Source organism: Comamonas testosteroni (assembly GCF_000761245.1).
In the GTDB taxonomy this organism is placed as follows: Bacteria; Pseudomonadota; Gammaproteobacteria; order Burkholderiales; family Burkholderiaceae_C; genus Comamonas; species Comamonas testosteroni_C.
This window is the reverse complement of sequence record NZ_AWOR01000058.1, coordinates 32,528-58,189: the sequence shown is the minus strand read 5'-3', so window position 1 is coordinate 58,189 and position 25,662 is coordinate 32,528. Positions and strand designations below refer to the sequence as shown.

Annotated in this window: 27 protein-coding genes, 1 tRNA gene and 1 pseudogene; 11 read left to right on the top strand and 18 right to left on the bottom strand. The window is 62.9% G+C overall.

Annotated elements, in window-relative coordinates:
• The first annotated feature begins 162 nt into the window (after nt 1–162).
• The 6 genes and pseudogenes from P353_RS17260 (at nt 163) to P353_RS17240 (ending at nt 4,061) form a co-directional block, all read left to right on the top strand.
• The gene (locus P353_RS17260) at nt 163–672 is read left to right on the top strand and encodes a DUF1566 domain-containing protein (protein ID WP_157839626.1); all 510 of its coding nucleotides are present in this window, start codon (nt 163–165) and stop codon (nt 670–672) included.
• A 42-nt stretch (nt 673–714) separates the two neighbouring features.
• The gene (locus tag P353_RS17255; RefSeq protein ID WP_034372131.1) at nt 715–1,116 is read left to right on the top strand and encodes a DUF1566 domain-containing protein; all 402 of its coding nucleotides are present in this window, start codon (nt 715–717) and stop codon (nt 1,114–1,116) included.
• A 27-nt stretch (nt 1,117–1,143) separates the two neighbouring features.
• Entirely contained in the window at nt 1,144–1,605 is a 462-nt protein-coding gene (locus tag P353_RS17250) for a four helix bundle protein (RefSeq protein WP_080750599.1), read from the top strand.
• Nucleotides 1,606–1,758: 153 nt separating this feature from the next.
• The gene (locus P353_RS17245) at nt 1,759–2,859 is read left to right on the top strand and encodes an RNA-directed DNA polymerase (protein ID WP_034372129.1); all 1,101 of its coding nucleotides are present in this window, start codon (nt 1,759–1,761) and stop codon (nt 2,857–2,859) included.
• 42 nt (nt 2,860–2,901) lie between these two features.
• Nucleotides 2,902–3,033: pseudogene (locus P353_RS30355) on the top strand (helix-turn-helix domain-containing protein); the annotation flags it as partial.
• Between the two features lie 14 nt (nt 3,034–3,047).
• Nucleotides 3,048–4,061 carry a tyrosine-type recombinase/integrase gene (locus P353_RS17240; protein ID WP_034372126.1) on the top strand — a complete coding sequence of 338 codons (1,014 nt, stop codon included), beginning with the start codon at nt 3,048–3,050 and terminating at the stop codon, nt 4,059–4,061.
• Between the two features lie 70 nt (nt 4,062–4,131).
• Here P353_RS17240 and P353_RS17235 read toward each other — a convergent pair.
• From P353_RS17235 to tolB, 5 genes are all read right to left on the bottom strand, one after another.
• Nucleotides 4,132–4,207 (bottom strand) — tRNA-Lys (locus P353_RS17235).
• A gap of 87 nt (nt 4,208–4,294) precedes the next feature.
• Nucleotides 4,295–5,137 carry a tRNA threonylcarbamoyladenosine dehydratase gene (locus tag P353_RS17230; protein ID WP_034372123.1) on the bottom strand — a complete coding sequence of 281 codons (843 nt, stop codon included), beginning with the start codon at nt 5,135–5,137 and terminating at the stop codon, nt 4,295–4,297.
• Nucleotides 5,137–5,898 (bottom strand): tol-pal system protein YbgF, encoded by a 762-nt coding sequence (gene ybgF / locus P353_RS17225; protein WP_034372120.1) that lies wholly within the window; start codon nt 5,896–5,898, stop codon nt 5,137–5,139. Before ybgF ends, P353_RS17230 begins: the two co-directional genes overlap by 1 nt.
• Nucleotides 5,898–6,425 (bottom strand): peptidoglycan-associated lipoprotein Pal, encoded by a 528-nt coding sequence (gene pal / locus P353_RS17220; protein WP_034372118.1) that lies wholly within the window; start codon nt 6,423–6,425, stop codon nt 5,898–5,900. The genes ybgF and pal overlap by 1 nt, the downstream gene beginning before the upstream one ends.
• A gap of 67 nt (nt 6,426–6,492) precedes the next feature.
• Nucleotides 6,493–7,812: a Tol-Pal system beta propeller repeat protein TolB gene (tolB, locus tag P353_RS17215; protein WP_034372114.1), complete on the bottom strand. Its 1,320-nt coding sequence runs from the start codon at nt 7,810–7,812 to the stop codon at nt 6,493–6,495.
• 300 nt (nt 7,813–8,112) lie between these two features.
• Between tolB and msbA the strand changes: the two genes are divergently transcribed.
• On the top strand, nt 8,113–9,981 hold the full coding sequence (gene msbA, locus P353_RS17210; RefSeq protein ID WP_034372112.1) for a lipid A export permease/ATP-binding protein MsbA: 1,869 nt from the start codon (nt 8,113–8,115) through the stop codon (nt 9,979–9,981).
• 112 nt (nt 9,982–10,093) lie between these two features.
• Here the strand turns inward: msbA and P353_RS17205 are convergent, their stop codons facing one another.
• From P353_RS17205 to mltG, 6 genes are all read right to left on the bottom strand, one after another.
• Entirely contained in the window at nt 10,094–10,819 is a 726-nt protein-coding gene (locus P353_RS17205; RefSeq protein ID WP_034372110.1) for an ankyrin repeat domain-containing protein, read from the bottom strand.
• Entirely contained in the window at nt 10,816–11,646 is an 831-nt protein-coding gene (locus P353_RS17200) for a TatD family hydrolase (protein ID WP_034372107.1), read from the bottom strand. Before P353_RS17200 ends, P353_RS17205 begins: the two co-directional genes overlap by 4 nt.
• A 114-nt stretch (nt 11,647–11,760) precedes the next feature.
• Nucleotides 11,761–12,117, bottom strand: coding sequence for a PilZ domain-containing protein (locus P353_RS17195; protein WP_034349187.1), 357 nt, complete (start codon nt 12,115–12,117; stop codon nt 11,761–11,763).
• A 90-nt stretch (nt 12,118–12,207) separates the two neighbouring features.
• On the bottom strand, nt 12,208–13,233 hold the full coding sequence (locus P353_RS17190; RefSeq protein ID WP_034372104.1) for a DNA polymerase: 1,026 nt from the start codon (nt 13,231–13,233) through the stop codon (nt 12,208–12,210).
• Nucleotides 13,230–13,919, bottom strand: coding sequence for a dTMP kinase (gene tmk, locus P353_RS17185; RefSeq protein WP_034372102.1), 690 nt, complete (start codon nt 13,917–13,919; stop codon nt 13,230–13,232). The genes P353_RS17190 and tmk overlap by 4 nt, the downstream gene beginning before the upstream one ends.
• An 89-nt stretch (nt 13,920–14,008) precedes the next feature.
• A complete protein-coding gene (gene mltG, locus P353_RS17180; protein WP_034372099.1) occupies nt 14,009–15,001 on the bottom strand; it encodes an endolytic transglycosylase MltG in 993 nt (330 codons plus the stop codon).
• 44 nt (nt 15,002–15,045) lie between these two features.
• On the opposite strand from mltG, the gene P353_RS17175 reads away from it, so the two are divergent.
• From P353_RS17175 to P353_RS17160, 4 genes are all read left to right on the top strand, one after another.
• Complete coding sequence (locus P353_RS17175) at nt 15,046–16,002, top strand: YgfZ/GcvT domain-containing protein (protein ID WP_034372096.1); 957 nt, start codon at nt 15,046–15,048, stop codon at nt 16,000–16,002.
• A 65-nt stretch (nt 16,003–16,067) separates the two neighbouring features.
• Nucleotides 16,068–17,579, top strand: a complete 1,512-nt coding sequence (locus tag P353_RS17170) for a sensor histidine kinase (protein ID WP_034372093.1) — start codon at nt 16,068–16,070, stop codon at nt 17,577–17,579.
• Complete coding sequence (locus tag P353_RS17165) at nt 17,560–18,141, top strand: response regulator transcription factor (RefSeq protein WP_034372090.1); 582 nt, start codon at nt 17,560–17,562, stop codon at nt 18,139–18,141. Before P353_RS17170 ends, P353_RS17165 begins: the two co-directional genes overlap by 20 nt.
• 117 nt (nt 18,142–18,258) lie before the next feature.
• Nucleotides 18,259–18,765, top strand: a complete 507-nt coding sequence (locus P353_RS17160; RefSeq protein WP_034372087.1) for a GlcG/HbpS family heme-binding protein — start codon at nt 18,259–18,261, stop codon at nt 18,763–18,765.
• A 310-nt stretch (nt 18,766–19,075) separates the two neighbouring features.
• On the opposite strand, the gene P353_RS17155 is transcribed toward P353_RS17160, so the two are convergent.
• The 7 genes from P353_RS17155 to P353_RS17125 form a co-directional block, all read right to left on the bottom strand.
• Nucleotides 19,076–19,933 carry a GNAT family N-acetyltransferase gene (locus P353_RS17155; protein WP_034372084.1) on the bottom strand — a complete coding sequence of 286 codons (858 nt, stop codon included), beginning with the start codon at nt 19,931–19,933 and terminating at the stop codon, nt 19,076–19,078.
• A gap of 16 nt (nt 19,934–19,949) precedes the next feature.
• Nucleotides 19,950–20,930, bottom strand: coding sequence for an alpha/beta hydrolase (locus tag P353_RS17150; protein ID WP_034372144.1), 981 nt, complete (start codon nt 20,928–20,930; stop codon nt 19,950–19,952).
• Between the two features lie 195 nt (nt 20,931–21,125).
• A complete protein-coding gene (gene rrtA / locus P353_RS17145; RefSeq protein WP_232776622.1) occupies nt 21,126–21,791 on the bottom strand; it encodes a rhombosortase in 666 nt (221 codons plus the stop codon).
• Complete coding sequence (locus tag P353_RS17140) at nt 21,713–22,057, bottom strand: YbaN family protein (RefSeq protein WP_080750597.1); 345 nt, start codon at nt 22,055–22,057, stop codon at nt 21,713–21,715. The genes rrtA and P353_RS17140 overlap by 79 nt, the downstream gene beginning before the upstream one ends.
• A gap of 93 nt (nt 22,058–22,150) precedes the next feature.
• A complete protein-coding gene (gene gspN / locus P353_RS17135) occupies nt 22,151–22,942 on the bottom strand; it encodes a type II secretion system protein N (RefSeq protein WP_034372078.1) in 792 nt (263 codons plus the stop codon).
• A gap of 90 nt (nt 22,943–23,032) precedes the next feature.
• Complete coding sequence (locus P353_RS17130; RefSeq protein ID WP_034372075.1) at nt 23,033–23,647, bottom strand: biliverdin-producing heme oxygenase; 615 nt, start codon at nt 23,645–23,647, stop codon at nt 23,033–23,035.
• A 79-nt stretch (nt 23,648–23,726) separates the two neighbouring features.
• Complete coding sequence (locus tag P353_RS17125; protein WP_034372138.1) at nt 23,727–25,628, bottom strand: choice-of-anchor tandem repeat GloVer-containing protein; 1,902 nt, start codon at nt 25,626–25,628, stop codon at nt 23,727–23,729.
• Nucleotides 25,629–25,662: the final 34 nt, after the last annotated feature.

Here is a 25,662-nt window from a genome sequence, read left to right as displayed (position 1 = left end):
GCCAAGCTGCGCAAAGTGGCTTGACCAACCCGCCAATCACTGCCCGCCACTGAGCGGGCTTTTCTTTACCCAAAGGAGAACCTTGTGCAGATTCATACACAGAACGTCATCATCCTTCCGCCAACTGCAACTGCTGATGTCATGGTAAGCATGGAGCGGCTCATGCAAAGCATTGGCCGCGCCGAAGCCCCGGCAGTCGCAGTCCAGCCAGACGACAAGCCGCAGATTGGTAGCTACTGGCCCAACCAAGGCGGCTTCTATGCTGGTGACATGCGCGGCGACGACGGAACGATCTATGGACTGATCGTGTCCGACTTCGGCGATGCCAAGGACGCCGGCTCCGCCAAGTGGGGCCCGGATGGTGAACGTGACCTGTCCCACTGGGATGGCCTGGATAACACTCGGCGACTGGTCAACGACTGCCAAGCCGCAAAGCTGGCCACCACGCACTCAGCAGACGAGCACAAGGACTTCTACCTCCCAGCCCGCCGCGAGCTGCAACTGGCCGCTGCAAATGTGCCTCATCTATTCGGTGATGAGAGTTGGTACTGGAGTAGCACCAACTACGGCCAGAGCACCGCCTGGGCCGTCGATTTTGAGTACGGACGCACGGACGTCAACGACCGGAGCCGCGGGTTCGGAGTTCGTCCCGTCCGCAGATTCATCTATTGATCCCTTCAGCCATTCCCTTCAATTCCACCAATGGAGCATCCAATGAGCACCACACCCGCAATCAATCAGCCCTGGCCTGAACAGGGCGGCATCTTCATCGGCAGCCGCCTGATCGACGGCCTGGTGCACCACGTCGTCATTCCAGGCGGCATTGAGTTCGACCACACCGACATCCCATTCAGCCGGGTGGAGAAGGTGGTGGCCGAAGGCGATGAGCTTAACGGCTTTCGCGACTGGCGCGCTCCCGACAAAGAAGACCTGATGCTGGCCTATATCAACAGCCGCGAGTTCTTCGATACCGACGGCTGGTACTGGTCACGCACTCCGGATGGTGAGCACTGGGCCTGGGCCGTCGATTTTGAGCGCGGACACACGTTCAACGACAACCGGACCAACGAGTTCAGAGTTCGTCCCGTCCGCAGTTTTCCCGCTTCAGCGATTTAACAATTTGCGGGCGTAGCCCGCCTTGGCATGGCACTTCATACTGACACCGAAATCTACAAATCCACCTATGACCTGAGCAAGCTGGTCACTCTACTGGTGGCCAACATGCCCAGGAACTTCAAGGCCGACTTCGGAGCCGAGCTGCGGCGCCGGTGCATGGCGCTGGTCATGCGCACCTACGAGGCCAACACCAGCGTGGACAAAGCCGCAGTCCTGCAGCGCATGCGCATGGAGATCGAGACCGTCAATCTCTCGTTGCGCCTGGCCGTGGATCTACGGTTGATTTCGGTCAATCAGTACAGCCGCGCTATCGCCATCACGGACAGCATCGGCAAACAAGCCACCGGCTGGCAGAGGCACTCGGAACGCGCGCACGCTGCCGGACCGTCAAGGCAGTCCGGCCAAAGCGCCTTGGAATCTGGTCGAGCCGCTGGGCCACAAGCCCACCGAAAGGCGCAACAGGGATATCAGCGGACCCATCTGCAGTGATCCCGCGCAGTTTGCCCGCTGAAAGCTCAGCGGGCCGACGTGACCAGCTCGGCACACCTGGGCCGTCGATTTTGAGAACGGAAACACGAACAACAACAACCGGAACAACGAGTTCAGAGTTCGTCCCGTCCGCAGACTCCACCGAGAAACTTTATGGATACTGGCTATTCGCTCGCGAAGCTGGTGCAGGCGTATTTCGACTGCCGCCAGCACAAACGAACCACGGCCAGCGCTCTGCTGTTCGAGCAGGCGCTGGAGCACAACCTCATGCAGCTGCATGAAGAGCTGCAGGATGGCAGCTATCGGCCCGGCCCATCCATCTGCTTTGCGATCAGCCGGCCACGGCCGCGCGAAGTCTGGGCCGCTCAATTCCGAGACCGCATCGTGCACCATCTGCTCTACAACCAGATCGCCGATCGGTTCCACCGCCGCTTTATCGCTGACTCTTGCGCCGGCATTCCTGGGCGCGGCACACTGTACGCAGCCTCACGACTAGAGGCTAAGGTGCGAAGCCAGACTCAAAACTGGTCGGTGCCTGGGCATTACCTGAAGATTGATCTGGCTAACTTCTTTGTCTCCATCGATAAGCGCATCGTCTGGCCGCTGTTGGTCAAGCAGATCCCGGAGCGCTGGTGGCGCGGCTTGGCCAAGATCATTCTCTTCAACGATCCGCGCGCCGACTTTGTGCAGCGCGGCAGCCCAGAGACACTAGCCGCCGTTCCAGTGCACAAGCGCCTTGTCAATGCCGCACCCTACTGCGGCCTACCCATAGGCAACCTGAGCAGCCAGTTCTTTGCCAATGTGCTGCTCGACGAGCTGGACCAGCATGCAAAGCACCGCATCAAGGTCAGGCACTACACGCGCTATGTCGATGACATGGTGCTGCTACACGAGTCGCCCCAGTGGCTCAATGGCGCGCTGGCGAGCATCAGTGCATTCCTGCCCAGCCTGGGGCTGCGCCTGAATCCGCGCAAGACGGTGCTGCAGCCCATCAGTCGCGGCATTGACTACGTGGGCCAGACCATCTACCCATGGCGCCGCACGACGCGCCCCAAGACTCTGCAGCAGGCGCTGGCCCGAATCGAGACCATGCCTGCAGATGAGGTCTACGCCAGCGGAAACAGCTATCTGGGCCTGGTGTGCCAGTCCAGTGCAAGTCACAACGAGCAAGCGCTCATTTGTCGGGCGCTGCTCAAGCGCGGTCACGCCATTGAAGGGCTGCACCTCACCAAAGCGTTTCGCAAACATCACTGACCCAGCCCGCCGCTGCGGGCTTTTCTCATTCTGGAGGCCTAGATGCTTGATGCAAAAGCCGTTGCCGGGATGCTCGGACTTAGCGAGCGTACCGTCTATGAACTCGCAAAATCCGGGCGCCTGCACTGCTACCGATTCGGTAGTGCTGTGCGCTTTGAAGAATCTGACATAGAGGAATACAAAAAATCATGCCGATCCGTTTCGACTCCCGCAACCAGCGTTGGCGCTTTGAGTTCGACCAGGTTATTGCGGGCCAGCGGCAGCGGGCTAGCCGCCTTCTTCCAAAAGGCTACACCAAAGCCGAGGCCCAAAAGTTCGACCTCGAAGAGACCAAGCGACTCCACTCGATTGCGACTGGTGTCAGCAAGCCCGAGCCATTGATTGAAGATGCGGTGCTGCTCTATCTGAAGTACCACGCACCGGCTCTCAAGAGCTATGAGAACATAGTGCGTGAGCTCAAGGCCTGCTACAGCGCCTATGCTGGGAAGCCGTTTTCAGCTCTGCCAGCCATCGCCATCAGCTACCGGCCTGTGGGCGACGACAAGAAGCTAATGTCTGCGGCAACGGTGCGCAACCGGCTCTCTTACCTTCGGGCGGCTTGCCGCTATGCATGGAAGCACCATGGACTTGGAGACCGAAACCCCGCAGAGCGCGTCAGCATGCCGAAGGTGCGCAACGAGCGTCATGTCTACCTGGGGCGCGCCGAGTTCCTCAAGATCTGTTCTAAGATCCGGCCCGGCAAGGAGAGGGCCGCTATCCGCATTGCGTTCTATAGTGGAATGCGGGCGGCCGAGGTGGGACTGGCCCAGGTTGCCTACGGCGGCGATGTGTTTGAGCTGAGCAGCCAGCACACCAAGAACGGGCAGCCCCGCGCTGTTCCTATTCACCCCCGAGTCGCCCACATCGTGCGCAACCCCACCCTTTGGCCGGTGAAGCCGACAAAATGGACGGTTAGCAAGGCATTCAAGGCTGGCGCCCGGGCGGCTGGGTTCGGTCATGCCAGGCTGCACGACTTGCGGCACAGCACGGCGAGCGAGATGATCAACGCCGGAGTTGATCTCTACACAGTTGGCGGGGTATTAGGGCACAAGTCGGCAGTCAGCACCAAGCGCTACAGCCACCTTGCGACCCAGACTCTTCAGACCGCTGTTGCGTTGGTTGGCAAAAAAATCCGCACACCAGCCAAAAGAAAAGCAGCTTGAATTTGATTCTTGCTGCTTAATTGATAGCAAAAGAAAAAGGCTCCGTATCGCTACGGAGCCTTGCTATCTTTGGTGGGTCCTGCGAGATTCGAACTCGCGACCAACGGATTAAAAGTCCGCTGCTCTACCGACTGAGCTAAAGACCCTGCCACACATCAAAAGCAGTAGTTGCCTAATCAGTGGAATGACGTTATTGTAATCTATTTTTCCAGGCTCTTTGCCTAATTCTTGAATTAGTTGGATTCGTTGGACTGGCTGGGTTTGCGAGCCAATTGATCAAGTACCCAGCCTGCTGCGCACTGACCAAAGGTCGCTGTTACAGCCACGACCGAGCCATAGCCGTGACAGTTGAGACTGCCATCACCGCCTTCGATCGAGCAAGACGCATCAGGGGGTGCAACTGCCTCGCGGCTGAACACACAAGTCACCCCCATGCGCTTGCCATCCTTGGGAGCGCCATACTGCTTGCGCAATCGGTAGCGCAGCTGCGATAGAAGCGGATCATGAGTCGTTGCACTCAGGTCTGCAATGTCCACCAAGTGGGCCATGCGCTTGCCGCCTGCAGCACCAACAGAGATAAAGCACTGCTTGGTCTTGCGCGCATGCGCCGCCATTTCGGCCTTGGCCTTGATCTGATCGCAAGCATCTATCACCGCATCGGCATCGGCCGGCAAGAGTTGCAGCCAGTTGTCTGGATCGACAAATTCATCGATGCAATTGACCTCGCAGGCTGGATTGATCTCGGCGATACGATCACGCATGGCATCGATCTTGGCCTGCCCCACCGTGCTGGTCAGCGCGTGGATCTGGCGATTGATATTGGACTCGGCCACATGGTCCATATCGATCAGAGTCAAGCGGCTCACGCCGCTGCGCGCCAAAGCCTCCGCCGTCCATGAGCCGACTCCGCCCACACCGACCACCACCACATGGGCCGCACGAATCCGGGCTGCCCCCTGCACGCCGTAGAGGCGCTCCAAACCGCCAAAGCGGCGCTGCACATCTGCTTCTTCCATAGAAAAAACAGCGCCGGATTGGGGCGCTGTTTCCGCTTGAGGCTGAGAATATTCGGCCATTATTTGAGTGTCGCCAGCTTGGACTTGGCAATCCCTGCGGCTTCCGAGTTCGGATAGGCTTGCAGCAGCTCTTCCAGGGTCTTGCGAGCTGCCTTGGTGTCCTTGAGCTCCACCAGACAGTTGGCGATGGACAGGGCCGCTTCGGGTGCACGAGCATGCATGGGCGCATTGGTCATGACCGAGCGGAAATTGGCGATGGCATTCTTGTAGTCGCGCGTGGCGTACTGCGAGTTGCCCAGCCAAAAGCGCACCGACGGCGTATAGCCGCTCTTGGGCCATTGGCGCAGGAAAGCGGCGAAGGCCTGACCGGCCTCGGGGAACTTGCCCGAACGGAACATGCCCAGAGCCTGCTCGAATTCCTGCTGCTCATTGCGATCGGCAGTGAACTCCACGCCGTCCACAGTCACGCTGACGGGCTCGAACTGGCGCAGTCGCTCGTCAAAGCCCTTGGCCAGATCTTTCTGGCCGCGCTGCAACTCTGCGGCGTCGCGTGTCAGTTGCTCGTTCTGACCTCGCAGCTTGGCCTGGTCCGACTTGAGCGACTCGATCTGCGACTGCAAGTCCAGCAGGCTGCGGCGGGTTTGCTCCTGCGATTGCTGCAGGCTGTCAACGCGCTGGCGCAGTTCGATGATGGCGCGGCGCGCCTCGTCATCACCAAACAGGGCTGCATGGGCGCTGACGGCAGAGCCGGCCAGAAGGCCTGCAGCCACCAAGCGAGGCAGCGTTGCGTGACGGAGAGTCAACAAGGCCTGCTTCATCATTAACGGTAGTTGATTTCAACGCGACGGTTTTGGGCGTAAGCGTCTTCGCCATGACCTTCAGCAGCGGGCTTTTCCTTGCCGTAGCTCACAGCTTCAACCTGAGCGTCGTTCACGCCCAGCAGGCCCAGAGAGCGGCGCACGGCTTCAGCGCGCTTTTGACCCAGGGCCAGGTTGTATTCACGGCCGCCGCGCTCGTCGGTATGGCCTTCCAGCTGCACCTTGGCAGCAGGGTTGGCCTTGATGAACTTGGCATGGGCTTCGATCTGGGGCTGTGCATCGGCCTTGACAGAGTAGCTGTCAAAGTCGAAATACACGATGCGGCTGACGCCCTGAGGGCCGGCCTTGGAGGCGGCCGAACCTGTCAGGTCCACACCGGACACGCCACTCTGGCCCTGGCCATTGGAGCCGGCACCCTGGCTCGACAGCGAGCCGTCAACAGGCTTGTCGTCGAGCTTGACGCCCGAGCTGCAACCAGCGACCAGAGCGGTCACAGCCAAAGCCAAAGAAAGACGTTTGATAGTCAACATGAGATTTCTCCGAACAGTCCACAACGGACTTCATCACTAGAAAGAAAGAGGGAAAGCAAACTTCTGATCAGTGTTTTTGGAACGGGCCCCAGTCGGGCTCACGTATGTCTCCACTTGCACCTGCCAGACGTGCCTTGATCTTGCCGTCCAGCGTAGTGGTCATGAGCGCTTCACGGCCACCCTGAATGGTGGCGTAAACAATCAGACGGCTATTGGGCGCAAAACTCGGGCTTTCGTCCGCCGTGGTGTCCGTGACGGAGTTCACGGTGCCTGTCGCCAGATCCATGACCTGGAGCTTGAAGCCACCGCCCACGCGGGAGACATAGGCCAGCCATTTGCCGTCAGGGCTGATGGCGGGCGAGATGTTGTAGTTGCCCGTGAAGGTCACTCGCTCGGCACTGCCGCCCGAAGACGAGACCTTGTAGACCTGAGGTGCTCCGCCACGATCGCTGACGAAGTAAATGGTGCGGCCGTCACTGGAGAAGCAGGGCTCGGTATCGATGCCGCTGCTTTGCATGAGACGGCGGGGCTCACCGCCCTGGGCGCTGAGCAGATAGAGCTGCGAGCCACCGTCGCGGCTCAGCGTCACGGCCAGACGGCTGCCGTCGGGCGACCAGGCGGGAGCGCTGTTGGAGCCGCGGAAGTTGGCCAGCAGACGACGATGGCCGCTGGCAACATCGTGCACGTAGACCACGGGCTTGCGCGACTCGAAGGACACATAGGCCAGTTGCGTGCCGTTGGGCGCCCAGGCTGGGGAAATGATGGGCTCGGGGCTGGACAGCGCAGATTGTGCATTCTCGCCGTCCGCATCGGCAATCCACAGGCGGTAATGAGCACCGGCCTTGGTCACATAGGCAATGCGGGTGGAGAAAATGCCTTTCTCGCCCGTGAGCTTTTCATAGATGTAGTCGGCAATGCGGTGGGCCACGAGGCGCAGATCGCCGGTGGTGACTGCAAAGCCCTGACCACCCAGATCCTGGCTCTTGACCACATCCCACAGGCGAAAGCGCACATCCCAGCGGCCATCCGCCAGACGCGTGATGCTGCCGGTCGCCAGCGAATCGGCACCCTTTTGGCGCCACTGGGCCACATCGGGGCGCGAGGTCTCGTCAAGCGCCAGGCCTGAGGCATCCACGCCGCGGAACTGTCCGCTGCGCTCCAGGTCGGCCTGGATGATGGCGGAAATCTTCTGTGGGGCCGAGCCTTCTCCCTTGAACTGGGCAATTGCGATCGGCAACTGTGTCAGGCCCACGCCTGTTACCTCAACCCTGAACTGGGCCAGTGCCGGAAGGGCCGGCGTGGCGGCTAACGTTGCCAGCATGGCTCTACGGGAAGCGCGCGGCCCTGCCGCCCAGGTTGTCAGGGATGGAAGTCGGTCAATAGTCATTGGCAGCCATCAAAATTTCCGGAATTGCCCGGTACAAACACAAGCGCGAATGTTACACACACTGACGGATTCCTGATGTAAGAACGTGCTCAGTAGGGTGATCAAACGCAAGTGCCACAAAACTTTCAGATCGGGAGCATGCCAGAGTCTGCATGAGCGCAGAGGCAATCCCCCCGCCGATTCTGCCGCAGGCTTGCGCTTTATATTCAAACAGGCATAGTTGGTTACAACTTCATCCCGAATTTCATCTATTGAGATCCGTGCGGACTCCAAAAGCACAAGCCCTAAAATCACGCGCTTATGCAAGCCACACCGTCCCCATCGCCGAGCGAGACCGCCAAGGCCGTCCCTGCCCCAGCTCCCGCTGAAGCACCCCCCGTCAATCCATCCGAGCTGCCGCTGATGCAGCGCCTCAAGCGCCTGACGCCCTATTTTTCGGGCCAGCGCTGGGCCTGGGGTCTGGCCATCCTGGCCACGCTGGTGGGGGCAGCAACCGAGCCCGCCATGCCGGCACTGCTCAAGCCTTTGCTCGACAGTGGCTTTACGGCTGGCTCGCTTGCCCTGTGGACGGTGCCGGTCTTTCTGATCGGCCTGTTCGTCATTCGCGGCCTGGCCCAGTTCACGGGACAGTACGCGTTGGCACGCATCACCAATGACGGCATGCTGGGTCTGCGCCAGAAACTGTTCGAGCGCTTGCTGGCCGCCGACATGAGCCTGTTTTCCAGGCAATCGGCATCGGCGCTGTCCAACACCATCGTCTACGAGGTGCAGACCGGCGCCCAGCAGCTGGTGCAGGCCATGATGAGCATCTCTCGCGACGGCTTCACGCTGATCGCCCTGCTCGGCTACCTGATCTATCTGAACTGGCAGCTCACGCTGATCGTGGCCTTCATGGTGCCGGGCGTGGCCTGGGTCATGAAGACACTGTCGCGTCGCCTCTATCGCATCACCAAGTCCAGCCAGACGGCCACCGACGAGCTGGCCTATGTGGTGGAGGAGAACGTGCTGGCCCACCGCATGGTGCGCCTGCATGGTGCCCAGGCTTCGCAGCAGTCGCGCTTTGGCGAGTTGAGCCGTCAGCTGCGCGGCCTGAACACCAAGGCCACCATCGCCTCGGCCGCCATGACGCCGCTGACCCAGGTGCTGGCGGCGATTGCGCTGTCGGTGATTCTCTGCATCGCCTTGTGGCAAAGCCGCGAAGGCGGCGCCGCCATCGGCTCGGCCAGCGTGCAGGATGTGACCGTGGGCGGCTTTGCCGCATTCATCTCGGCCATGCTGATGCTGATTGCGCCCATTCGCCGCATGGCCGATGTGGCCAACCCCATCACGCGCGGCGTGGCCGCACTGGAGCGTGGCCTGGCACTGCTCGAAGGCTCCACCGACGAGCAAGGCGGCAGTTTCAAGCCCACCGCCAAGGTCAGCGGCGCACTGCAGCTGAGCGATGTGAGCGTGCAGTTCGGCGCGGACAAGGCTCCGGCCCTCTCGCACCTGAGCCTGAATGTCCGGGCTGGCGAAGTGGTGGCCCTGGTCGGCCCGTCCGGTGCCGGCAAGACCACGCTGGTCAATCTGCTGCCCCGCTTTTTCTCGCCCACCAGCGGCCAGATCATGCTGGAAGGCGTGCCCGTGGCCGACTGGGACCTGAATACGCTGCGCCAGCAGTTCGCCATGGTCAGCCAGGACGTGGTCATGCTCAACGACAGCGTCGCGGCCAATGTGGCGCTGGGCAAGGATATTGACGAGGCCCGCGTCTGGTCCGCGCTGGAGGCGGCCAATCTGGGCGACTTTGTGCGAAATCTGCCTCAGGGCCTGCACACCCTGGTGGGCCACAATGCCAGCCAGCTCTCGGGCGGTCAGCGCCAGCGCCTGGCCATTGCCCGCGCGCTCTACAAGGACGCGCCGATCCTCATTCTGGACGAAGCCACCTCGGCGCTGGACAACGAGTCCGAGCGCCTGGTCCAGCAAGCCCTGAACCGGCTCATGCAGGGCCGCACCACGCTGGTGATCGCCCACCGCCTGTCCACCATCGAGCATGCGGACCGCGTGGTGGTCATGGAGCGCGGCCAGATTGCCGAGCAAGGCTCGCATGCACAGCTGATGGAGCTGGGCGGCCTCTATGCCCGCCTGCACAACCAGGTGCGCAGCTCGACCCCCGGCGAGCCTCAAATTTAAGAGCTACTACCGCATATGAACAAAGGACTTCAGAGTCAAATAACTCTGAAGTCCTTTTTCATTGGGCGCTAGCAGCTATCAAAATAGCGGTGAGCGGCGCTGAACCCGTCCGCTACCAGCTCCCGCGCGGGGGCTGGGTACGGCGCTCATGCTGCAACGCCTTGCCCAGCAGATCGACCATGTATTGCCGGTCCACCAGCCTGGCGAAGTCCGCTGCCGTCATATTGCGCTGGTTGCGCAGCGTGATGTCCGCGCCCTCCTGCAGCAGTAGCTTGACCACGGCTTCGCTGCTGTACTGGGCGGCCAGCATCAGCGGCGTGCTGCCGTTGGGCGATGCGGCGTCGATATAGGCGCTTTCTTCGAGCAGCAGCTTGATGATTTCCAGCGTCTGCGGCGTATCGGCAGAGGCCGCGTAATGCAGCGGCGCCCAGCCTTCGCGATTGACGTCCGCGCCGCGCTTGATCAGCTCGCGCACGATATCGAGGTGCCCCTTGATGCAGGCCATCATCAGCGGCGTCTCGTTCTGGCTCGAAGCCAGATTGACATCGATGCGCGGCGCCTTGAGCAGCACGTCAAAGACCTTGAGCGAGTCCTGATGCAGGGCCGCCACCAGCCCCGGCCGCCCACGCGAATCCAGGGTGTTGGCGTCGAAGCCGCGAAAGATCAGGTTCACCATGGTGCGGTCGTTATCACCGACCAGCGCCCGCGAATAGTCCTCGTAGTCATTGGCCAGGGCCAGCCCTGGCAGGCCCGCCACCCCGACGACAGCACCCGCCCAACGCAGGCTTTGGCGGCGGCTCAATGACGATGCAATCGATGGGGCAGCAAAAAGGCTCATGCACTCGCTCCAGAGTTCGCTGACAAGGTCACGCCCTTGAACAGGCGGTCAAAGTTGGCACTGGTGGCGGCAGCCACCTCCTCGATGGAGATGCCGCGCACCTGGGCAATCTGCTTGGCCACAAAGGGCACATAGGAAGGATTATTGGTCTTGCCGCGGTAGGGCACGGGCGCGAGATAGGGACTGTCGGTTTCTATCAACAATCTGTCCAGTGGCACGAAAGCCGCCACATCACGCAGGTGCTGGGCATTCTTGAAGGTCACGATGCCTGACAGGGAGATGTAGTAGCCCATGTCCAGACCGGCACGGGCCACTTCCGCCGTCTCGGTGAAGCAGTGAAAGACGCCGCCGGCCTGGGTGCTGGAATCGGCCTCGCCGCACTCGCGCAAAATGCCCAGGGTGTCGTCGGAGCTGCTGCGAGTGTGGATGACCAGCGGCTTTTGCGTGATCTGAGCAGCCCTGATATGCGTGCGAAAACGCTCGCGCTGCCATTCCAGGTCGGCAATCGTGCGGCCGCCCTTGCGGTCTTCCATGCCGTAGTAATCGAGCCCGGTCTCGCCTATCGCCACCACACGCGGCAGTGCTGCACGCTCCACTAGGTCCTGCACGCTGGGCTCGGTCATGTCTTCGGTGTCGGGGTGCACGCCCACGGTGGCCCAGAAATTGTCGTAGTCCAGCGCCAGCTGGTGCACTTCTGGAAACTCTTCCATCGTCGTGCTGATGCACAGCGCGCGCGTGACCTTGGCAGCAGCCATGGCTTCACGGATCTGCGCGATGTTGGCGCTCAGTTCGGGAAAATTCAGGTGACAGTGGGAATCGGTAAACATAGAAATTGGGCCACTCCTGAGCGGCTGCGCCGCTTCCCCCCTGGGGGCGACGCCATCGCTGCGAGACGGCTCTTGCTCGGCGTCTCTGATGTGGGAGCGCGCCAGTGTTAATAATCAGATTGTCTGAGTGGGCTTCTCGGAGCTCAGGGCTGTGCCCAGAATCTGCTCGATCTTGGCCCTGAGCTCGGCGGACTTGGCATCCTTGGGAAACTGGATGCCTACGCCCTGGGTGCGATTGCCGGAAGCACGCTCGGGCGTCACCCAGGCCACACGGCCCGCGACCGGGTAGCGCTGCGGATCGTCGGGCAGGGTCAGCAGCACGTAGACATCATCGCCCAAACGATAGTCACGCTGCGTGGGCACAAAAATCCCCCCTTCGGCGAACAACGGAATATAGGCGGCATACAGCGCCGCCTTCTCCTTGATCGCCAGCTGCATCACGCTGGGACGAGGGGTGGTAGTTGCGTTCATAGTGGGTAGCAGAATTCTTGTGACGGCCGGGCGGCGCAAATCGCGAGGTTAACACCCGGGAAAATTTTGACCAAACCCGCGCCGCATTATCTAGCGTGCGGCTCTGGCGGCTTTGCCCGAGATCAGCACCGCCCGCGCCCTGGAGGCCAGGGCTTCCGTCATCAGCCCGGCATTGAAGGGGTGATCGGCAGTGCGCGCCGCCTGCACCAGCTCGCGCGACCATTCGGCCAGCAGCGCCATGGGCAGCGGCTTGCCCGGCAGATCGGCAGGCGAGAAATACCGGGGCTCGCCGCCGCCGGCCAGAGCCATCAGGTCGTGGCAGATCTTCTGCAGCGCCTGCACGGCATCCACCGGCGCAAAAGCCGCCAGCGCAGCCACATCCCCCTTGGCCAGCTGCCTTGGCAACTGCGCCCAGGCTGCGGCCTTGCCCGCGTCCGCAGCCATGCGCAGCGCATCGCCGGGTCGACCGCCGGCAGCCTGCAAGGCCGCTGCGGCATCGGGCTCGTTCAGCCCTTGCGCCTGCAGCCATTGCGCGGCCTCGGCCGCGGCAGGCCAGGTCATGGTGTGCGTCAGGCAGCGGCTGCGAATGGTGGGCAGCAGCTGGTGCGCGGCCTCGCTGGCCAGCACGAAGCGGGTGTCTCCGGGTGGCTCCTCCAGCGTCTTGAGCAAGGCGTTGGCGGTAATGGCATTCATTTGCTCGGCCGGGTAGACCAGCACGGCCTTGCCACGTCCGCGCGCACTGGTGCGCTGGCAGAACTCCACGGCATCGCGCATGGCTTCCACGCGGATTTCCTTGCTGGGCTTGCGCTTTTTGTCGTCGATGTCGGCCTGGGCTTTTTCCGGCAGCGGCCAGCCCAGCTCCATCATCTGCACCTCGGGCATGAGCACGCACAGGTCGGCATGGGCACGCACCTCTATGGCATGGCAGCTGGCGCAGCGGCCGCAAGCGCCCTGAGCCGAGGGCTGCTCGCAAAGCCAGGCGCGCACCAGTGACAGTCCCAGAGCGTACTGGCCCAGACCCGAAGGTCCTTGCAGCAACCAGGCATGACCACGCTGGGCCAGCAAGCGGCCACGCTGCGCGGCGATCCAGGGTGCTTCGAGATCGGATGCACTCATGGCTTGCTGCCCACCATGATGGCCAGCCAACCCTTGCGCACCACGGCCTGGGTGATCTGCTGCCACACTGCGTGGCGGCTGGCATGGGCGTCAATGCGCACAAAGCGCTGAGGTGCCGTCCGGGCGCGCTCGGCATAGCCCTGGGCCACCCGGGCAAAGAACTCGCCAGGCTGGGCCTCGAAACGGTCGGGAACACGGGCCGTGGCCAGGCGCTCGGCCGCCACTTCGGCGGGCAGGTCAAACCATAGCGTCATGTCGGGCTCGCGCATGAAATCCGGGGCCTGCCCTGCCTGCAGCGCCGTGCCGGTCTGCGCCATGCGCTCCAGCGCCGACAGCTGCTCCCAACTGAAGCCACGGCCCGCGCCCTGGTAGGCGAAAGTGGCATCGGTGAAGCGGTCGCTGATGACCACCTCGCCACGCGCCAGAGCCGGCTCTATGACCTGCACCAGATGGTCGCGCCGTGCAGCGAAGGCGATCAGCGCCTCGGTCAGCGGGTCCATGGCGTCATGCAGCATCAGGGCGCGCAGCTTTTCGGCCAGCGGCGTACCGCCGGGCTCGCGTGTGAGCGTGACCACCCGGCCCTGGTCGCGAAAAGCCTGGGCCAGTGCCTCGATATGCGAGGACTTGCCCGCGCCATCGATGCCTTCAAAACTGATGAACAGACCCTTGGATAAAGCTGTACTCACTGATATTTCCTCTAGTGCAGCGCATGGCGGCACCAGTTGTTTGATTCGACACAGGGCACAGGCCACGGCCTTGCGCCCTCAAAGATTGCTTACTGACCGCGCTGATAGCGGTTGACGGCCCTATTGTGCTCGTCCAGCGAGGCGCTGAAATGGCTGGTGCCGTCACCCCTGGCGACAAAGTACAGCGCCTTGGTCTGATCGGGCTGCACGGCCGCCATCAACGCGGCCTTGCCGGGCATGGCAATCGGCGTGACGGGCAGGCCTGCACGGGTATAGGTGTTCCAGGGCGTGTCCTCCAGCAGATCGCGCTTGCGCAGATTGCCGTCAAAGCTGGCCCCCACGCCATAGATGACCGAAGGATCTGTCTGCAGGCGCATGCCTATGCGCAGGCGGTTGGAGAAAACGCCGGCAATCTGAGCGCGGTCCACAGCGCGCCCGGTTTCCTTTTCCACGATGCTGGCCAGGGTCAAGGCTTCATCAGCCGATTTGAGCGGGGTATTGGCCGCCCGCATGGCCCAGGCATCGGCCAGGCGCCGATCCATGGCGTGCAGCGCACGGCGCAGCACGGCCATGTCCGAGCTGCCCTTGGCATAGGTATAGGTATCTGGGAAGAAACGCCCCTCGGGCGGCACGCCCGCTCGGTCTAGTGCCGTCATCACGGCTTCGTCACTGAGCCCTGCGCTGTCTTGCTTGAGGAATTCCTCGCGCGCCAGCGCTGCGCGCACCTGGCGCCAGTTCCAGCCTTCGACAAGAGTCAGCGCACGCAGGCTTTCCTCGCCCCGCGCCAGCTTTTGCAGCAGCACATAGGGCGTGAGCCCCGTGCTCAGTTCGTAGTTGCCGGCCTTGATGGCGCGGTCCTTGCCCGAGAAGCGAAACCACGCATAGAGCAGGCGCGCATCGGTTTGCACCCCGGCCTTGACCACGTTCTGCGCCACGCCACGCGGCGTGGTGCCGGGCTCGATCTCCAGCTCCAGATTGGGTTCGGACAGCTGCAGCGGCTGGTTCAGCCACCACCAGGCGCCTCCTGCCGCCAGGGCAGCCAGCAACAGCAAAAATATCAGTGCTCGAATAAGGGCACGCACAGGCTAGATCCATCAGTACACAGAGCGACGATCATAATTCAGCCATGACCCAGCCCAAGACGCTGCCCCTGAACGGCATTACCCCCATTTCCCACCTTGGTGTCATCCGCGCCGTTGGCGCCGACGCAGCCAGCTTTCTTCATGGCCAGTTGAGCAACGATTTCGCGCTGCTCAAGTTCGATCAGGCCCGCCTCGCGGCTTTTTGCACGGCCAAGGGCCGTATGCTGGCCAGCTTCATCGGCTTCAGGCGCAGCGCTGACGAAATCGTGCTGATCTGTGACCGCAGCCTGCTGGCCCCCACGCTCAAGCGCCTGTCCATGTTTGTGCTGCGCGCCCAGTGCAAGCTCAGCGATGCGACGGCTGACTTCGCCCTCTACGGCCTGACCGGTCAGGCCGCCGAGCAGCTTGCCGGCAAGAATGCAGCGGCCTGGACGCTCAAGCAGCAAGGCGATGCCCATGTGCTGGCGCTCTACCCCGCTGCAGGCAACCAGCGTGCGCTGTGGATCGGCCCTGCGGGCCAAGCCCCCGAAGGACAGCTGCTGAGCGAAGACCTCTGGCAATGGTCCGAAGTCCGAAGCGGCGTGGCCACGCTGTCGGCGCCGGTGGTGGATGCCTTCGTGCCCCAGATGCTGAACTACGAATCCCTGGGCGGCGTCAACTTCAAGAAGGGCTGCTACCCCGGCCAGGAAGTGGTGGCCCGCAGCCAGTTCCGCGGCACGCTCAAGCGTCGCGCCTATCTGGTTCATGCCGAGCAGGCTCTGAGCGTAGGCCAGGAAGTCTTCAGCGCTGAAGACCTCGAGCAGGCAACCGGCTCCGTGGTGCAGGCTGCAGCAGCTCCGCAAGGCGGCTGGGATGCCATCGTCTCGATGCAGATTGCCTCCTCCACCCGCGACGACCTGTTTGCCCATGCGGCGCTGGCCGAAGGCCAGAGCGCCGATGCGGGCAAGGGCATTGCGCTGCAGATCCAACCCCTGCCCTACGAGCTGCTGGCGGATATCTGAACGTCTCGGGCCCGCACTACTGCGGGCCCGGCATTGCCTGCCCGGTCACCGCTACACTTCGGCGCATGAGCAACTCGTCCCCGGACTACCGCCACCGCTGGCTGCTGGCCCTGGCCTGGGGGCTGCTCTGCGCCTTGATCCTGGCCCTGCAGTGGTGGCAGGCTCATGCCCGGCAGCAGCAGCAGCAGTTGCAGCTGACCCAGACCGTGCAACGCCAGATGCTGGAGAAAGTAGCTCAGCACAAGGCCCACCTTACCGCTCTCACTGCGGTGGCACCGCTGGATGCGGCCAAGGAGTCATCGGCTCTGCAGCATATTGCGCAATCGGTGCAGACCATTTACCCGCGCGTCCAGGAAATTCAGCTGGTCACTGCGGCCACGCCCGCCACAGGCAGCTGCCGGGACCCGGCAGTGGCGCAGACTGCCGCTCCTCTGGCGCCGCGAGCCAGCGCCAGCCTGCCTGACTCCCTGCATCCGGGCCATTATCTTTTCCTAAAAAAGATAGCAGACCCCAAAGGCTGGCTCTGCGTTCGCATTGATTCCTCCCACTTGCTGGATGACAAAGTCCTGCCGGATGACAGCGGGCTGCGCATACGCCTTCATGACCACACCTTGCTGGAGCCGGCAGCGCAGCTGCAGCAAAGCCACAAATTTGGCGAATTCACACTCGCCGGCTATGACCAGCCTCTGCAGGTGCAACTGCTCAACCGCCCCCGCAGCCTGGTGAGCTGGAGCATGGTGCTGATCAGCGCCCTCATCAGCGCCGCGCTGGTCGGTGCGGTTCACCTGGTCTGGCAAAGCCGCCAGCAAGCCAGGCGCCACCAGCGGCGTGCCCAGTTGCTGGCCAATGAAGCACAGCTGGCCCATGCCTCGCGCGTCAATGGCATGGGAGAGATGGCCTCTGGCATCGCGCATGAGCTGGCCCAGCCCGTCACCGCCCTGCTCAGCCAGAGCCAGGCCGCGCTGCGCGCCCACGAGCTGGGCAAGAGCGAGCTGCTGGCGACTGCCCTGCAGGCCAATGTGCGCGAGGCCAGGCGCGCAGGCGCCATTCTGGAACGCATGCGCAGCTATGTGAGCAACGCCCCCAGCCAGCTGCAGAGACTGGATCTGACCCAGGTCGTCGATCAGGCCCTGCTTCTGCTGGAAGGCCCGGCACGCCAGGCCAAGGTGGCGCTGCAGTGGCAGGCGCCGCTGCAGCCCTGCAGCGCCTGGGCCGACCCGGTGGCGCTGGAGCAGGTGCTGCACAACCTGGTGCGCAATGCGCTCGATGCGCTTGGCCAGACTCAGGATGCGCAAGCAGCCATCAGCATCGCGCTGGAGCAAAACGGTGGCGAGGCCCTGCTCGTGGTGCAGGACAACGGCCCGGGCATGACTGCGGCCACGGCACAGCGCATCTTCGAGCCGTTTTTCACCACCAAGTCCGACGGCATGGGGCTGGGCCTGCCGCTGTGCGCCACCTTGATGGAACGCATGGGCGGGCGTCTGGAATATGTGCCCGGCACGCACGGCGCCCGCTTTGTCATGCATCTGCCGCTGGATAGAACCGATTTGCCTGCTCATGATTTATCTGATCGATGATGACCCGTCGGTGCGCAACGCTCTGCATCTGCTGCTGCAGACCTATGAGCTGCCCGTGACCTGTTTTGAATCTCCCGCCGACTGCCTGGCCCATCTGGATCGCAGCCAGCCCGGCATCCTGATCACCGACCTGCGCATGCCCATGATGTCCGGGCTGCAGCTGCACGAGCAGCTCATGGCACAGGGCGTGGACTGGCCCACGATCGTGATCACCGGCCACGGCGATCTGCATGCCTGTCGCCGTGCCTTCAAGGCGGGGGTCACCGACTTTCTGACCAAGCCCATCGAGGAGCAGACCCTGCTGCAGGCCATCGAGTCGGCGCAGGCCCGGCTGGACCAGCAGGCCGAACGCAACGAGGCCCGGCAAAGCCTGCGCGGCCTGACCGAGCGCGAGCGCGAGGTGCTGGAGCTGATCACCAAGGGCCTGGGCAGCAAGGAGATCGCAGCGGCGCTCGATATATCGGTGCGTACCGTGGACACGCACCGCGCCAAGCTGGCCGAAAAGCTGGGCACGGGATCGGTCGCTGAACAGACAAGACTGCTGCTGACTGCGGCCTTGTGAGCGAACCGACTCGGTAGGATTACCGATGGCCATCCGTTGCCTTGCGAATGGGCGCCGAGGACAGCCGTTCTTACAGTTCTGTCATTGCTTGTTCACCCATCCACAAGGAACTTTGACATGAACCAACGCCTGCGCAACATCGCCCTCGGCACCCTGACCCTGGCCGCCGCCATGGCCGGCACCAGCACCGCCTTTGCAGCGACCGCCTCTACCCGCAGCATTGCCAGCACCACCGCCGTGCAACTGGCCCAGCAGACCGTGGCGGCCTGCAGCGCCGAAGGCTATAACGTCAGCGCCTCGGTGGTGGACCGCTCGGGCGTGCTGCTGGCCATGGTGCGTGCCGATGGTGCCGGTCCTCACACCGCTGAAGCCTCGCGCGCCAAGGCCTTCACCTCGGCGTCGTCGCGCAACCCCACCAGCGGCATCGCCAAAGCCATTCAGTCCAATCCCGATGCAGCCGGCATGGCGAATATCCCCGGCTTCCTGGTGCTGGGCGGCGGCGTGCCGCTGAAGATCGGCAATGAAACCATTGGTGCCATTGGCGTGGCCGGTGCGCCTGGCGGCCATCTGGACGAAGCCTGCGCCCAGAAGGCCATCACCGCGCTGAAGGATCAGCTGCAGTAATTCCGTCAGCACGCAGGTGAGAAAGGACAGGGCTCGAGCCTGCGTGCGGCAAGGCCTGCGAAGCAGGCCGCCGCAGAGCGCTCCTGCCAGCGGGCGGCGCCCACCTTCAGCCGCTCGGTCACCTCTGTCCCGGCCCTCGCCCGAACGAGCTCAGAAAACCCCGTAGCGACAAGCCACATAGGCGGCGGCCGCCACCCCGATCAGACTGAGGACGGTCATGATTCTTGCCATGGACGCTCCTTGGAACAAAGCATCAAATCAGGCCTGAACGCTTACACAACAGGCGTTGCAAGCCATCAAAACAGAAGTTTCAAAGCACCCTGCACATGGTGATGTGGGGAATGCCGGCCTCTTCATAAGGCTCGCCTACCGGCGTAAAGCCTGCACGCAGATAGAAGGCTTCGGCATGGCGCTGCGCGTGCAGCACGATTTCCTTGTCGCCGCGCTCGCGCGCAGCATCGATCAGGCTCTCTAGCACCATGCGCCCCCAGCGGCCGCCGCGCACGCTGCGATCCACGGCCATGCGCCCGATACGCGCCACGCCAGGTGCATCGCTGACCAGCCGGCCTGTGGCCACGGGCTGGTTCAGGCCGTTGAACAAGACCACATGGCGCGCCACAGGGTCGAACTCGTCGATCTCGATCTCGCGCGGCACACCCTGCTCGCGCACAAACACGGCCAGGCGCAGGCGCTCGGCGTCGCGCCCCAGATCGTTCCAGCTGCCCGAGCGCAGCGAGACGACCTCCTGTCCAGCTTCATAGGCCGTGAGCAGATCCCGCAAGACCTGGGGCACGGGCCTGGGGCTCTGCGTCGCCGCGTCGGCAAACACATAGACCAGCTCCACGGTGTTGAGCAGCTCCATGCCTCGGAAGATGCCTGCCTCGAACTGCAGCGAGGTATTGCCCTGTTTGACACAGCGGATGCCGACATCCAGCACATCGCCCAAAGTGGCCGAGCCGTGATAGACCGTGCTGGCCTTTTTCACAAACAACTCGCCGCCCAGCGATGCAAATCCGGCCTCATAGGGAATGGCCAGCTGACGCCAGTAGTTGGTGATGGCGACATCGGCATACATCAGATAGTGGGCGTTGAAGACGATCTTCTGCGCGTCCACCTCGGCCCAGCGCACCTCGATACGGGTAAAGCTGCGAAAGTCCTGTCGATTCATGGTTCTCACTCTTGTTTCAATTCAATTCAAACGCACCGCGCAAGGCCTGCGCCATATCCCGGTGCGCCTGACGCGCCTCGGCAATCACGCGGCCCATCTTGACGAACTCATGGGTCACGCCCTTGTAGATTTCCAGATCCACAGGCACACCCGCCATGCGCAGCTTGTCAGCATATTCGACGCCCTCGTCCACCAGAGGGTCGCACTCGGCCAGACCGATCCAGGCGGGTGCGACATGGTCGACATCGGGCGCCAGCAAGGGCGCGAAGCGCCAATCCTCGCGGTCTTGGGGGTTGGCAATATATTGCGCGAAAAACCAGGTGATGGACGGCTCTTCAAGCACCAATCCATGGGCAAAGCGGCGATGGGAGTCAGTGTCCTGGTGCGCCGTGGTGCCGGGATAGATCAGCAGCTGCAAGGCAAGCTTAAGGCCGGTGTTGCGTGCTTCGATCGCACAGGCTGCCGCCAGCGTACCGCCGGCGCTGTCGCCGCCGACAGCCATGCGGCTGCCATCCGCCCCCAGGCTCTCCGCATGGGCCGCCAGCCACTGCAGCGCATCCCAGGCATCGTCATGCGCGACGGGAAACTGGAACTGCGGCGCAAGGCGATAGTCCAGCGACACGACCATGCAACCCGCCAGGTGCGCGAGCTGACGGCAAAGCTGGTCATGCGTGGCCACACTGCCTACCGTAAAGCCACCTCCATGCAGATACAGCAGCACAGGCAGGCCCGCAGCGGGGGCGTCATCGCGGACCACCGGTGCATAAAGGCGGGCAGGCAGATTCGCTCCGTCGCGTGCGGGAACCTGCAGGTCCTCCACACGTGGCAAGGCCTGCTTGGGTATTTCAAGTACGCCGGCGCCAGCTTCATAGGCTGCCTTGGCAGCCTCAGCACCAAGCTGGTACATGGGAGTGCGCGCGGCTCGCTCCATGCGGCGCAGCACATCGCGCATGGAAGGTGTCAGACTGACTGGCAAAGCCGCAGAGGAATCGGACATGATCACGACGATAAAAAAACACAGGATGCCATTGTGCGTTGCAACTCCGAAGTCTGCAGGCCAATGCTGGCAATTGTTCGGAATCGATACCGTCGCAGACGTTCCAGGGAGCCAGCCCATGCTGGCGGCAGGCTCAAGGCATCGGCCAAGGTCGCCAGCATCGCATCGCGGCGGCTGACAGTTCGCGGCAGCGGTTCATCGCTGAACCAACTGGCTGCGGCAGCTGTTCAATGCGCCAAGGATTCCACCCAGAAGTCCGAACCAGTGCGCCTGGGTGACGATATAGCCACCGATCAATCTCTGTTCGCGCGGATCGGGGCCGGCCCAGGACTGCCAGGCCAGCCAGCCCATGACAAGCAGCAGCACGGTGGCGGCCGCGAGATCCCGGTGAAGCAGGGCCTGCGGAAGGAGCATCCAGACAATCAGTCCGTAGAGCAGGCCCGACATGCCGACATAGTCACTCACCTGAGGCGAGGTGAACCACAATAGCAAAGAGACCAGAACGGCCAGAGAGCCCATGCAGGCAAGCAGACGCCTTGCCGTCCAGCTTGCATCCGCGAAAGAGCAGCACAGCAGCAAGCCGCAGGCATTGATTGCGGCGTGAGCCCAGCTCAGATGCACCCAGTGAGCCGACAGCAGCCTCCACCATTGCCCATCGGCAAGTGCCGCTGTCTCATAGCGCAGCAGTCCTCGCCATGCAGCCGGCATGGCTTGCAGCAGCGCCATCACCATGCACATCAGCAAAGCGCACTGCCTTGGCGAGAGAGCTCCCGGGCCGGACTTCATGCCTGTGGCTCGGGCCTGAGCCACAGCCAGATCTGCACGCAGGCCATGACTGCCACCGCCGATGTGCTCAGCCACGGGTTCTCGGCGACATGAAAGATCAGCGCAGAGCTGAACACCATGCTGGCACTGGCCATCCATTTGACGCGACGGCTTACCTGCCCGCCATCATCCCAGTTGCGCAACATGGGGCCGAACAGGGAATGGGCATACAGCCAGCCGTGAAGCCTGGGCGAGCTGCGTACCGCCGCCCAGGCGGCCATCAGGATAAACACGGTCGTAGGCATGCCGGGCACCACGGCACCGATCAGGCCCAATATCACGCAGAGAACAGCGAAGACCATCAAAAGACAACGCAGGGGCATGGAAAGGCGCTTATGCAATTCTTCTGGCTTTGGGGTCGGGAAGTCGGCGGATGAAGATGGTTCTGTCATGGATCAGGGAGGCGGAGAACGCACGATACTCCATGCGATATCGCCGCCGCGATTTCCTATCAGGTTCAATATATTGGCCAGCGCCGCGTCCTGTCCGGGTTCGGCCCCGGCCAGTCCTTGAAAGCGCCACCGGCCCGCAAGCTGCTGGCCTTTTCCGCTCAGTTGCAGCGCACCTTGCAGCGTCTGCAGCTCAAAGACCGGACCCGCGCCTGCGCGCTGAGCGACAAGTGCCATGCGATAGCTGCCCAGCGGGCGCAACGTGGAGAGCCGGGAAGACAGCGACAAGGCCTTCAACTCCAGACGCCCCTGCATGGAGTCAGTCTCCAGGCTCTCGGGCCATTGAAGAAAGGACGAGGACAGCTGAAGCTGGCCGTCCAGGCCCAGCGTGTTCCAGGGAGTCCCCAGGCCCGCAAGCAGCTGGGCCGGCAGTTGCCAGTCCAGCCCTGACAGCTGAAACACCCGTCTCAAGGGCAGCCAGCGCAGCTGCGCCACTTGTCGCTGACAGCAAGCATGCTCAACGGCGACGCCAACACCCCAGTCCTGCAGGCTCAGGCCCTGCGCCTCGCTGCTGCGTGCCGGATGCAGACTCCAACTCAACCGCCCCGGCAAGGCTTGCGCATCATGGCTGCCCGCTCCGCCCGCCAGCATCAGCACTGCGGACCCCTTCCAGACCGAGCCACGCGCGTCCTGCAGCACGATGCGCTGGCCACTCGCCATGGCGACCTGGGCCGCAAGCCAGTGTGCGGGAAAAAAGGCCAGCAGGCACAGCGTGCCTCCGAGCAGCCCTCCTGCCATCGCCCAGCGCCATGGCGAGCCGGCCGTTGAAGGCCTTGAGCGGCCGCTTCTGCGCCAATGCGTTCCAGTTACCACGGTACGCAGCAGTGCTCAGGCATCGATGGCTGCAGGCTGCGGAAAATAGCGCTCCAGCAAGCTGCCAAAGCGGTCATAGGCAGCATTGGCACCGGCAATCACCTTGTCCTGGATTGCTGCATCGCCGAGCTCCGGCGCGTCGAGCGAAGCCACAAACGCACGCCAGGCCAAGGCCCGGCCCTGCGGATAGGCCGCCAGATTGCGGGCCCCGAAGGTCTCCGACAAACCCAGACGATCCCTGGCTTCCTTGAACAGAAAGGCTGCGCCCAGGGTCGAGCCCTCCGAAACATACAGCCACCCCAGGGCCTCGGGCATGCCTACGGCCTCGCTGCCCAGTGCTCCTTGCGGAAGCTCTGCCCCCAGATCGGCCAGATCCGCCAGCGAAGCCTCCTGACGCCCGCGCGCTTCCAGGTCAGGGACTGCTGCCTTGACGGCGGCATCCTGAAACAGATGCTCCACGTCACGCTGGAACAGGTATTGGGCAGCGACAAAGCGCGCATAGCTGCCGCGATCGGCAAATGGATTGCCTTGCTCCATGAGCTCATGCATGCGCTCATGCTGCTGCGCGGTCTCCGTCTTGAGACGCTGGGAAAGTCGGGCCCCGCTCAAGGGGCTGGTTTGCAGATTCATGGTGTTTCCTGACTTCAATTCGATGTCGGAGCAGCTCCGGGCTGGTCCAGCCCGGAGTCGCCTTGCTCCAGGTTTTGCCTCAGTTCGGCGAGGACTTCAAGCTGCGACGGCGTGCCCAGGCCAGTGCCGCCAACGGCGCCAGCAGCCAGGCGCTCAAAGGACCTCCGCCGCCGCCGCCATTGCTGCTGTTGCCCGTCTCTGTGCTGCCGCCGCTACCCGTTCCGGGCTGCGTGACTGCGGTGCCCTGCACCGTGACCTTGCTAGTCACGGGCTGGCCGTCGTTCTGGCTGCTGCAAGTCAGGCTGAAGCTGTTCTCCCCCTCGACCGCCAATACCACGGGCACCTTGCTGCCGCTGGTCTGCTGAGCACCGCTCCAGGCACCGCTGGCCGTGCAACTGCTGGCCTGGGTGGTGGACCAGCTCAGGTGAATGGAGGATCCCACAGCAGCCGTGTCCACAGAGGCGGTCAGCGCTTCGCTGAATGACGCTGTAGGCAGGGGTACGTCAAAGGAGAAGATCGTGCCATTGCCGGGCGCGGTCGCCGTCGTCGTCACCGGCTGGCCGTCACCACCGACGTTGGCCGCACCATAGAGCTTTTGCACACCACCCGCGACCGCACCGGCGCTCAGGCCAGTCAAGCTTCCGCCTTCGCTGCCCATGTCGAAACGATGCAGGACTTCGTAGCTGTCGTCCGCGTGATCGGCGGTGGCTCCAACCTTGATGCGGTACAGAGTTCCCGCGCCATACGGCGTGCCCAGGCCGGTTTTGGGCGTGTTCATGGTTGAACCATCGGTGGCCGTCGTTCCGTAGATATTGCCGTCTGCGGCCAGAACCAGCGGACCGGATGGAGCGCTACCGTCGGCCTGCGCCGTGCCATCGAGCCCCACAGTGCCAGCGCCGCGGAAATAGTGCACGACGGCAAAGCTCTTGGGGTCCGATTTCTTCACGCGCCAGATCGTGCCGCCGTAACGGTTGTCCATTGCATTGCCCGCCGTAGGCGCATTGAATTGCGTCGTGCCGTACAACCATTCACCGACCTCGACCATGCCCACCACACGCGCACCCTTGGCCGTTGGCTCACCATCGCGGGCTCGCATAAAGGTGTGCAGCAGTTCGACCTTGGACGAATCCAGCGCGCCCTTTCCGGCAACGCCTTCCTCGATGGCCGCCTTACTCAACTTGACCAGCGTTCCCACCGAGCGCCCCTGGTAATCCGTGGTAAGCGTACTGTCCACCACGCCATCGGCCGACACCCCGGTCAGCACATACAAGGCCTGGTCCTTGCTGCTCCACACACTGGCCACCGGCGCACCGCCCTTGGGATGCAACTGCTTGTTGCCTTGCTGCTGCTCGTATTGGCAGAAATCCACTACTTTGGAGTAGCTGCGATCGGCATTCATGCGCCACAAAATATTGGCTGTGGTATTCACGCCGCAAGCCGATGCGGATTCGCCCGAGCCCATGTAGAGATTGCCTGCGGTGTCGAGTGCCATGCTTCCCAGCGGCTTGAAGCTGGGTGCGGGCAGCGCCACAGCCTTGCCGTCCTTGATACTGAAGACTACGGCTGCGGTTTCCCAGAAATTGCCGCCCGGGGGAACGGCACCATTGCCAGCGCCAAGAAAGCCACCATCGGCCGTAGGCACCAGCGGGGTCGACCCTTGGTAGATGCTGCCCAGCAGTTCGAAGCGGTGGTTGGCGCCCGTGGTGTCGAGGCCATAAACCGTGCCCTGCCCCCAGAACGCACCAGCACTCGGCGAGGCACCGAGGAAGGTGTGGCCATAGAGGCGGCCATCAGCAGCCAGCACCGGTGGTACGGCCGGCTTGGCACCTCCCTTGTTCTCGCCACCAAACTTGTGCAGCACCGTGGGCTTGAAGGCGGCTGGCAGCGTCTGAGCCATGGCATGCGCCAAGGGTAGAGCCAGTGCCAGAGCGGGAACTGCGACACGTGCAACACGCCGCAGAGCGGGTTGGATTGAATTCATGGCCATTGACTTTCCTGGTGTAAAAAACGATGAG